Below are 9623 nucleotides of genomic sequence, written 5' to 3' on the forward strand. Positions count from 1 at the left end.
TTTTAGAGCGTCCAACTGTCTTTTGGAGGAATTCTAAGTTGCTGGCATATCGAGGCATCAAAAGGTATAATTACCATGCGCCTTAGCGGAGTTTTCTTCACCCTTTAGCCAGATTTTCGTCCCCCCCCTCACAAAATATCCTTATCGGGTGTAAAGCAGAATTGATCATACTAAATGCACATAAGGGCTGTTGTTCCACGCTTTTTTGCCCCAAAATAGGTCATTACGGGAGGTTTTTTTGTCCCTAGACGGTGTTTTAGCAGGGTGTCCCACCGCATTAAAATAAATAATTTAAAGTAATTAAGTGTCCCACCAGAAAGTCCTGTTTTTTGCTCCACAAAAAGCGTAGAACAAAATGAAAACAACAACACGAAAGACGTTCACCATACCACATAACGAACTTACTGCTCTTGAACGAGCTAAGGAGAAAGTGATGCGTGCAGGTGGTGATCTAGCAAATGATTCGTATGTGATCCGAGTTGGTTTGCAGGCTATTTTAGAGCTCGATCGTGGTAGGCTGGAAGCTTGTGTGAGCAAGTGCCCCCACCTCAAGTCAGGGCGAGAACCGACGAAAGAGCGGAAGCAAATGACACGTGATAAGATGGAAGCCTTGTTTGGTCTGAGAACATAAAAAATTTAGTTATCGTCCTTCCCCCTCCCCCTGGAAAGCTTTAGCCCCTTACTAGAGGAAAGAGCCCTAACGCGATCTTGGTGCCGTCGAGAATCTTGAACCAGGGAATCAAAGTGCTCACGATCAATCAATGCTTCTTTAGTACTATAATCAATATCTTTGTGAATTTTCAGGTCTTTTGTGCCAATAAGCATCAACTCCTTTTCATAATCCTTTAAAGCTTGAATTCGGTCTTGAAGCTTTTGATAACGCTCGGTCAATTGCTTGCGTCGTCCATGAATAAATGGATCGTTGGAAGGATGAAACAGAACCTCATCAGGATTAGTTTTAGACCTATATCCTCCTATTTCATACTGAGCCTTCTTAGCAACATCCAATTCTCTGTAAACACTCCACTTGTTATCTTTTACTGCCTTAAGAATTTTGTCAGACGATAAATACTGCCCTGGACTGTTTCGTCTCTCTCGAAGCTGTAAGACCTTAGCTGTTTTCTTCGTGAGAATACCGACCTTAAGTAAATCAGAAGCTTTTTTCTCCATCTTTGGCTCAGGTTCGATATCTATCCCCTGGCGTTTATAGGATCGCAAATCCGCTCGCTTGTCTAAACCTTTGCGTTCGAGCACTACGTTTACCTCATCAGCCCAGGAAACTCTCAGTCTTTCTAATTTAGTTCGGTCGTTCCAATCTCTATCTTTTTTCACTCCCCCTTTTTCTGGATATTTGTAATTGGGTCTTTTAAAAAAGATTTCGGGCGTTCGCTCTACTCCATCAAGCTTCCTTTCACTCATCATTACATGACAATGTGGATTTTCTCCCCCGTCCAAGGAAGATGAATGATGAACAGCAAAAGAGTAAGGCAAGTCTTTCAACTCCTTGCTTAGATAGCTTTTTAGTAATTCGGTGTTTTCTTCTAGAGACAATTCTCTAGGAAACAATATCAAAACATCATTATAGACGCGCCTGTTTACGCCCTCAAACTCATCTGCTGCCTCCCAAAAGTTCTTAGGGTCGTTCTTTGCCCACGTTGGTAAATTACCCCATCCTGTTGCCATCAAATCTTCACTTCTATCCTGTTGGCGAGCGCGAAAGTTGTACTGGTGTTGGCGAACCGCACGCCCCCCATTCGCTCTGGTTTTAGGATCAAGACGAATGTTAGTAACAATTCTCTGTGGTGTAACCAGCATATTTATAATTTCTCTTAGCGTTGCGACGACCAAAAAGGGAGGAAGGAACGCAAGCGTTTCAGTATCTCGGCTTCTGACCCGCAGGGAAAGAGGCGAGATACGAGGAAACGCGCTCTTTGCCACTTTCTCGTCCTATTTAAAGTTTTCAAGATTCTTTAATCAAGAAACAAGAATAAAGAATCTTGAAATATATCTTTAGCGACTAAATCTGAAATATTTTCAATTAACTAAAATTCTTGAATCAAGAGTCTTCAATAAAGAATCAAGAATCTTGATTCCAGATTCTTGAAAAGTGAGCAATTAGAGCTATTGCCAAAAGCAGCACTAAAGAGTATTCTTTTTTCAAGAATAAAGATTCAAGAATCAAGAATCTTGAAAAACAACAACTCCATAAGTGATGCTATGTCTAAAACGCTTGCTGTATTTAATATGAAAGGGGGGGTGGGAAAAACAACCACTGCATACAATCTAGCGGTCGGGCTTGTTAAATTTCACTCAGCGAAAGTGCTTCTAGTGGATATTGACCCTCAAGGAAACTCCAGTGTCTCACTAGGCATTCCCATTTGGGAACTTGAACTTCAGTTGAAAGATGTACTGCAAAAGAGAGCTACCGTTGATGAGGTTGTTATTTTTTCTAAATCTGGTGTCCACGTTATTCCCTCAAATATTCTCCTTGCGGAGGAAGAAATACCTATTTCTGGACTTCCTGGAAGAGAGCTTTTGCTAAGAAAGGCTCTTTCTAACATTTCCAATAATTACGACTTCGTTCTCATCGACTGTCCCCCAAACATCGGTGTCTTTTCTGTGAACGCTCTGATGGCAAGCCAAGAAGTGATTATTCCCGTCGATATGAGTTACCTAGGACTGCTAGGCATCAATGCTGTTGAACGGGCGATTACTATGGTTCGTTCTGCCTTAGATCATCCTATCGAACTCGCAGGAGTGTTAGGAACGCGCTTTGACGGCAGAAATAAACTAAGTAAGGAAGTGCTTAGCTCACTCGAACAACATTTTGGCTCTAAAATGTTTCAGGCTGTTATTCCAGAAACAGTTAAACTACGAGAAGCCCCCAGTTATGGCATTTCGATTTACGATCACGATCCTACGGGTGCGGGGGCTCAAGCCTATGAAGATTTCGTCACGGAGATTGTAAGTCAATATGAATAAGCCTAAGCCTAACAATGCGCTCGGTGACAATCCTCTCGCTAGTACTAATAAAGGCATATTCTCTAAAACTGCTAACTCAGAGCCATTACCCCAAGATAATCAAGAAAGAAGAATCAAGAAAGAAGAATCAAGAATCAAGAATCTTGAAAACAATCAAAATATCCGCTTTCTGAACGAATCTGAGCGCGAAAAAGTCAACTTCAGATTACCCTCAGAGTTAAATGATTGGCTCGATGACTTAATAAAAACTGGAAAACGGAAGCATGGTCACAAAATCCCCAAAGAAATTTGGGTACAAGCTGCCTTAGAACTGATGAAAGAACTGATTGTTGACTGCCATGAAGTTACATCCATCGACGAGTTACGAGCAAAATTAACTTCAATCGTAGAACAGACCAACCGCAATAGTTAATGCTCAAGCTTGCTTCTAGGTTCAACGCAAGCATAATAGTGCGACAAAGAGTAACCTAGCTGCGAGATTGTCAGTGATATAGCGTGCAACCTTATAGAGTCACCAAATGGATTTTTTCCCTAATTCTAGCTCTAGGGGCTTCGGCGATCGCTTCGATCGTGACCAGACATATCTATCCTCAACTCGATCCTCTTTTTCTCTACTCCCTTGCCAGTCTCACGCTACTAAGCAGTTTTACCTTCCTCATTATCAAAGGCAGAACCATAGATCGCATTACGCGAGGTACCCAGTTAGTTAGCTCGAAAGAATTTAATCGCAGGGTGAGGGGAGATGGCGTTTACATACCCAACAAGATTCATTATCCATTTCCTCTAAATCTTTTTCTTAAGACTAAGATAGTCAATTTGAGCATTCCTCAAGAGAATGAATTTGAACATATCCTCATGGTTGGCGACTCTGGGAGTGGTAAATCAGCCCTGCAACACACGTTGCTGTACCAGATAGCCCAGAGAACAGGAGAGCGGGTACTCATCTACGATCCTTCTCTAGAGTTCTGGGAAAAACACGGCAACCTCAGTAGGGGAGACGTTCTTTTACATCCTGGTAGCGAACTCTGTCCTCACTGGAGTATTCCCGATGAAGTGAGATCGCAGATTGATGCGACTGCTCTAGCCAAAAGTCTGTTGCCCGACCAAAAAGAAGGAGAACGGAATTGGTGGGATATATCTCCAAAGTTAGTCTTAGTCAGGCTTCTGCTCAAACTTAAAGAAATTAACGGCTGTCAGGAAACGCTACTACGATGGTTCACCGATACCCAAATGATTCACGATGTCGTCGAAAACACGCACGCAGCAATAGTTATTAGTAAAGAATCTCCCGACCAAAAAAACGGCGTGATTGGTTCTCTTGTTACCATTGCCGATAGTCTTTGTTTACTCCCTCCAGATGATGGCAGACCTAAGTTTTCTTTTACCAACTGGGTGCAAAACGGTAAGGGATGGGTATTTATTGGTACGTCGGGAGCAGGAGAACGAGATGCCCTGCTTCCCCTCATATCTGCCTGGTTAGACACGGGCTTTAATCGGCTTATGGAGAAAAAAGGGGGTACTCCTACGTGGTGTTTCGTGGACGAACTAGCATCGCTACAGCGACTCCCCAAACTGGCAACCGCCACCTACGAAGGTAGAAAGTACGGGATGAAATTCGTTATGGGCTTCCAGGGGCGATCGCAGATTGAGAACCTTTATGGCAAACAATCTGAAGCGATTCTCTCGATGCCTGGGGCAAGAATTTTTCTCAAAACCAAAGAATCATCAGCAGCAGAATGGATTGCTAACAACATTGGTAAACCCGAACGCGAACGAGAATTAGAATCCTATTCCTCTGCCTTAGCTCTGACGAAACAAGGGAACGATTCGGTGAGCGTCAGAACTGATACGCGAATCGACTATTTAATTTTGCCCAATGAGATTCAGAACCTCAAAAAAATGCACGGGTACTTGCGTTTTGACGAAGTTGTCGTGCCGATTTCTTTTCCCTATCCCAACCCGAAAGACTTCGTAAATCCCAGTTCTCCTTCCTCAGCAATTCGGCAAATGGAGGCTGAAAGAAATACTGGCGCGTTGCTTTACCTGATTATGGGCTCGATCATCGCTGTTCTTCTTGCTTACTGCTATCACCTAGTTTATATCGCCAATAATAATCCGCATTGGTTAATCAAATTAACCTTGTTAGTACTCATCGGAATAGTAGCAAGGTTATTCTCCAGCGAATCAAAAAACGCCAGCAACGCTAAACAAGGTGCTGATGGAGAAGAGATAATTTTTCGTTTATTGGTAGAGAATCTAGCAGATCGCGGTTGGAAATTTCGCTTTAACGAAATGATTGGCAAGAATTGGGATGTCGATGTCATTGCAATAGCCCCTTCGGGTCGAGTGTTCGTTATCGACGTAAAATCGCACAAAGGAACAAAGGTCGTGACCAATAACGGACTACATCGCAGATATGGTAGTCAAAACTATGAGTTTAATAAGTGTTTTTTAAAGAGTGTAAAGGCTCAGGCTGCTAAAGTTGCCAAACAATTAAATCGCAACTGGGTTACTCCCGTAATCTGTTTTGCAAATGGGGAGATAGAATATCAAGACAATGTACTAGACCCCCAAGGAGTAATTGTTCTAGGAGGACAGGATTTAATTGAAGACCTAGAAGCTATCGAACACTCCTTCGCTAGGACAAAGCTCGCGTGCTAAAGAACCTCACAATAATATGAACGAGTTCAGCATCTAACGGTATACCATCACTTTGTCAGAAAGCCGTAGAAGCCTTATTTTGAATAGAAAATTATCTTTACGACCTTACCCATAAGAAGCATATATTTCGCCGAATTTGAGGCACTCTCCGCCTTTCTAGGGGATTGTTATGCTTGAGCTCCTCTCTGCCTTATGCCCATCTAGCAATCGGTTTGTGAATAAAAAGCTGTTATTAAAAAGAAAGACACACACACCGCTCGTGTGTCTATTATCTATCTATCTAATATCTAATATCAGGGGGCGAAAAGCCCAATAAAAACAAGTTGTTAGCTGTGTTAAAGCTACAAAAAACAGGAATTAAACTACAAAAAACAGGAATTAAACTACAAAAAACAGGAATTAAACTACAAAAAACAGGAATTAACTACAAATAAAAAACGACGTGTAGTTGTTTTTATTTGTAGATTATTTATGTTGAAAGCTGGGTTTAATTTGCCGAATAACGTGGTTTTAACTAATAAGAAATAGCTATGCTTAAGCCGAAAGGAAGCCTACAGAATGAAACTGCAACCTACCCTTTACCTTCACCTATGGCTCATACTGAAGTGATAGATATACCCAAAAAGATGAACGCTTCAGACAACAATCTGATAATTCAAAACATGAATATGCGAGCAATTGATTACAAATTGCTCGCAACAATACTATTTAAAGAATATGACAACTTAGAAAGACTTTCGGGTAGGTATCTTTGGCACGAAATTGATGTCGAGGAAATTTTTCAATTGTTTAGAAAGTACTCGCAGAATAAGAACCTCAAAGAGCTTCGAGAAGATATTTGGCAAAGTTTTTATCGAATTGGTAGGTTCGTTGTTGAGTACCATCGAACCGAAGGAGATGAAAGGTTTCGCGGAATAACAGCTTTGCTTCAAATAGAAGAGAGCGAATCTAATAGCAAGTTTCGCTTTAGATTTCCAGATCAACTTGTACCCATTTTGCTTGACCCCAAACTTTTTGCTGTCTTAAAAGTGAATCTGATTCTGGAAATGAAAAATAAGTACGCTATTGCGCTCTATCAGATTCTTACACCTTTCGCTGAGATGAAGTATAAAAACTCTTTTGAGGCAACTTGGGACGAATGGAAAATATGGTTAAAAGTTCCAGTTAATGAGAAGAAGAATAGTGCCTGGAACAAGTTCGACACCTTTAGAAGAAACGTTCTGGAAGTAGCTGTAAATGAGCTAAATAGTAAAGCAAAAACCACGGGATTTACAGTCACCTACGAGTTAGTTCGTAGAGGACGGTGTATTCACAAAATACGTTTTGATGTTCGCAGACAGGAAAATCCAGTTAATGACATTACCGAGCTTCTAGAGAGTAAAAGGGAAAAATCAATTAGAAATGAAGAGGCTATCGAGCTTGTAGCCTATTTTGAGGAAGTGAGGAATGGAGTTAAAGTCGATCCTCAAAATGTCGATGAAAAAGAAATTATAAAAGCTAAAACATTTATGCTCAATCTTGACTCTCTTGAAGCAGCAAAAGAGTTAGTCCGTATCATTTGCTCATTTGAAAACAAACCTGACTTTTTTGGTGGCGTTTTCAAGCACAAAGCGAGGGCTGTTGCACTTCAGAAGAAACGACAGGAGAGAAAAGAAATAGAAAAAGACCGTATTGGAAAGAGAGAGGAAAAAGAGGCGCAGAAAAAAGTACTAATGCAAGCATTGAAAGACGAATGTGAAGGATTTAAGTCTATTTTAGGTGAAGAGGAAAAAACTGAAATTGAAGCAGAAATTAAGAAAGGTTTGAATTCAGTTACTCTAGAGTTTTATGAGCGAGATTCAGAGAGCGGAAATCTGCTTCGCAAGCATGAATTCTATAAGTGGTGGTTAGCTAATGTAAAGGGGTTTGAAGGTGCTACTCTCAAAGCTTTTTGTGGCTAAAGCGTAAGCATGAAGTCTTTTATGGTGTCTGCATTTATATCAGTCGTAATCCTTTAAGGTCTAATTGAGAAAACGACGGGGGAGCAAATCTACGTCTCAATAGACGCGCTTCTAATACCTCGTTTGCCCGATGCCAAAGAGACGAATTACGCCACGCCTTGAATGTGATACTCATCAGGATTAAATAACTCTAGTTGAACACCTTCATTGGCTGGCATAAAATTGCACAATATTGCTGCAATTTCTCGTAGTCGAGCAACAAAAGTAGTGACGTGAAAAGATTCTAATGCTAATGCCAACGTATGCAGTCTTTTTACTGCTTCATTGAGTAAGGTAATAATGGTTGTATCGTTATAGCGATGGTTCATTAAGAGAGACAAAGGGGAAATAATAGCCTTGATCGGACGAACCGCAATCAGCGAAACAAGCGTTTTCTCTTTTCTGCGATACTCTTTTCTTACTTCTTGAGCAATTGCTTGGACGCTTGAATATACGTACTTAAATGATGACCACTTTTCTAAGCGAATAGTATCTGATAAAGACATGATGTAGAAGGAGAGGAAATGATGAAGCGAAATGATTTATTTCCTCTTTATTATAGCATAATTACTACTATAAATTACGTAAAAAATAAGAGGCATAAGGGGGAAATTAGTATCAATATTCTTGCTTGGTAACTAACTGGTATTCGCGAGCAATACGTCGCTTCGCTACTCCCTGAAACGCGCTACAAGCAGACGTATAGCTATCACAAACTTGTTCCATTGTTCGCCCTCGCTTCGATGATTGTGCTCCCCACGAACGGACTATAATCCAATCGCCAAACAGATTTTGTTGTAGCTGACAATTATAATATCGCGTCTCCTTTTTCCAGGATGCAGATTTCCAGAGATGTAGGTTGTATGTAGTCATACCGCTATAATGAATCAAAGTTGATTACTTTGACAGCAAAATCTTCTAACCCCTTAGCGTTTGGAATGATTTGTTCTAATCACCCCAAAATAGAAAAAGTGAGCCCAATCAAGGAATTTTCTCTCTAAGATAAAAGGTGGCAGTAGTGACCTAGCGAGCAGAAGACCATCGAGGGCACCATCCACGCTTACACCGTTTAAAAAAAAAAGAGAGATCGAAGAGAAAAAAAATATTCTCCTCGATAAAAAACCTGATCGTAAGACTCCCTCCATCCGAACGTGTCGTGAACTTACGCAGTCGGGCGATTCGTAAAGATATGGACAACGGAACTCTCTTGCCCTTGAGCATCAAGAGCCGAAACTTCAATGGTGAAAATCTCCCCTCCTAAAAGCCAATCTCTACCCATTGCCTGATAATCGACGTAGGGAGCAACTATGGCTGGAATCGCGCTCTTGTCTGGAAGCTGGGATAAAACAAACTCTTCTGCATAGTCAGAGACACTAGGATACTCCCCTAGATATTTATCGGACAAGTGCCGTATCGCTTCAGCAACGTCACCACAAAAATAGTCGATAAGCTTGGCTGCCATTTCACCATGAGTTTCTATGAGCCCCACTACAGTAGCAAGATCGCTTAAGCTGGGATGTTCGCCCAAGGAATTACCAACACCATAAAAGCCTCGGTAGTCGTGAATTGCCCAATCGCTATCAACGGTAGAATAGGGACAATCTCTTAGTAGAGCCTCGATGTTTTCTCTCAATTCATCTTCATCTTTAGTCGCAGTTATCCATCTCCCCGTATTTCGTCCCGCGCTATATGCTGCTAGAGAAGCAACATATAGCTCAAAACCATCAGCATAAGAGTCTCTATAACTTTCCATCCTGTAAAAAACTCAATAACATTTGTAAATGTTATGCAGCTTCAAACAGTTCGATCTCCTTCAAGAAGAAGCAATCAAATCCCAACTACTAAATTCATAGCAAGAAACAACAGCGAAGGTTCTGCTGCTTTCTTCACATTTAGGTACAAATATTATGAACTCCAAATCCAAAGCGAAAAAGAATCAAGCCCTATGGAATGATGCTATGACTAAATATAAGCTTAACGAGCGTCATGTTGCAATGGCAA

General features: G+C 41.1%; 9 protein-coding genes. 5 read left to right on the forward strand and 4 right to left on the reverse strand.

Going from position 1 to position 9623, the window contains the following annotated elements:
• The first annotated feature begins 355 nt into the window (after positions 1–355).
• Positions 356–631: a hypothetical protein gene (locus H1P_RS34555; RefSeq protein WP_144876181.1), complete on the forward strand. Its 276-nt coding sequence runs from the start codon at positions 356–358 to the stop codon at positions 629–631.
• 5 nt (positions 632–636) lie between these two features.
• Here H1P_RS34555 and H1P_RS34560 read toward each other — a convergent pair whose 3' ends face one another.
• Positions 637–1815 (reverse strand): MobA/MobL family protein, encoded by a 1179-nt coding sequence (locus tag H1P_RS34560; RefSeq protein ID WP_144876183.1) that lies wholly within the window; start codon positions 1813–1815, stop codon positions 637–639.
• Positions 1816–2124: 309 nt separating this feature from the next.
• Here H1P_RS34560 and H1P_RS34565 point away from each other — a divergent pair, with 309 nt between their 5' ends.
• The 4 genes from H1P_RS34565 (at position 2125) to H1P_RS34580 (ending at position 7583) form a co-directional block, all read left to right on the forward strand.
• On the forward strand, positions 2125–2982 hold the full coding sequence (locus H1P_RS34565; RefSeq protein WP_246142076.1) for a ParA family protein: 858 nt from the start codon (positions 2125–2127) through the stop codon (positions 2980–2982).
• Entirely contained in the window at positions 2975–3394 is a 420-nt protein-coding gene (locus H1P_RS34570; protein ID WP_144876185.1) for a hypothetical protein, read from the forward strand. The genes H1P_RS34565 and H1P_RS34570 overlap by 8 nt, the downstream gene beginning before the upstream one ends.
• A gap of 83 nt (positions 3395–3477) precedes the next feature.
• Positions 3478–5643: a type IV secretion system DNA-binding domain-containing protein gene (locus tag H1P_RS34575; protein WP_144876187.1), complete on the forward strand. Its 2166-nt coding sequence runs from the start codon at positions 3478–3480 to the stop codon at positions 5641–5643.
• Between the two features lie 530 nt (positions 5644–6173).
• On the forward strand, positions 6174–7583 hold the full coding sequence (locus tag H1P_RS34580; protein WP_144876189.1) for a replication initiation protein: 1410 nt from the start codon (positions 6174–6176) through the stop codon (positions 7581–7583).
• Positions 7584–7729: 146 nt separating this feature from the next.
• On the opposite strand, the gene H1P_RS34585 is transcribed toward H1P_RS34580, so the two are convergent.
• From H1P_RS34585 to H1P_RS34595, 3 genes are all read right to left on the reverse strand, one after another.
• Entirely contained in the window at positions 7730–8128 is a 399-nt protein-coding gene (locus tag H1P_RS34585) for a hypothetical protein (RefSeq protein WP_144876191.1), read from the reverse strand.
• Positions 8129–8240: 112 nt separating this feature from the next.
• Complete coding sequence (locus H1P_RS34590; protein WP_144876193.1) at positions 8241–8495, reverse strand: WGR domain-containing protein; 255 nt, start codon at positions 8493–8495, stop codon at positions 8241–8243.
• 289 nt (positions 8496–8784) lie between these two features.
• Positions 8785–9375, reverse strand: coding sequence for an antirestriction protein ArdA (locus tag H1P_RS34595; RefSeq protein ID WP_144876195.1), 591 nt, complete (start codon positions 9373–9375; stop codon positions 8785–8787).
• Between the last annotated feature and the right edge of the window lie 248 nt (positions 9376–9623).

It is taken from the genome of Hyella patelloides LEGE 07179 (genome assembly GCF_900659865.1).
Classification (GTDB): Bacteria; Cyanobacteriota; Cyanobacteriia; order Cyanobacteriales; family Xenococcaceae; genus Hyella; species Hyella patelloides.

Bases quoted from the DNA above. Each gene is read 5' to 3' on its own strand.
- H1P_RS34570 (WP_144876185.1), top strand. From the start codon at position 2,975: ATGAATAAGCCTAAGCCTAACAATGCGCTCGGTGACAATCCTCTCGCT.
- H1P_RS34585 (WP_144876191.1), bottom strand. From the start codon at position 8,128: ATGTCTTTATCAGATACTATTCGCTTAGAAAAGTGGTCATCATTTAAG.
- H1P_RS34580 (WP_144876189.1), top strand. From the start codon at position 6,174: ATGCTTAAGCCGAAAGGAAGCCTACAGAATGAAACTGCAACCTACCCT.
- H1P_RS34560 (WP_144876183.1), bottom strand. From the start codon at position 1,815: ATGCTGGTTACACCACAGAGAATTGTTACTAACATTCGTCTTGATCCT.
- H1P_RS34595 (WP_144876195.1), bottom strand. From the start codon at position 9,375: ATGGAAAGTTATAGAGACTCTTATGCTGATGGTTTTGAGCTATATGTT.
- H1P_RS34555 (WP_144876181.1), top strand. From the start codon at position 356: ATGAAAACAACAACACGAAAGACGTTCACCATACCACATAACGAACTT.
- H1P_RS34590 (WP_144876193.1), bottom strand. From the start codon at position 8,495: ATGACTACATACAACCTACATCTCTGGAAATCTGCATCCTGGAAAAAG.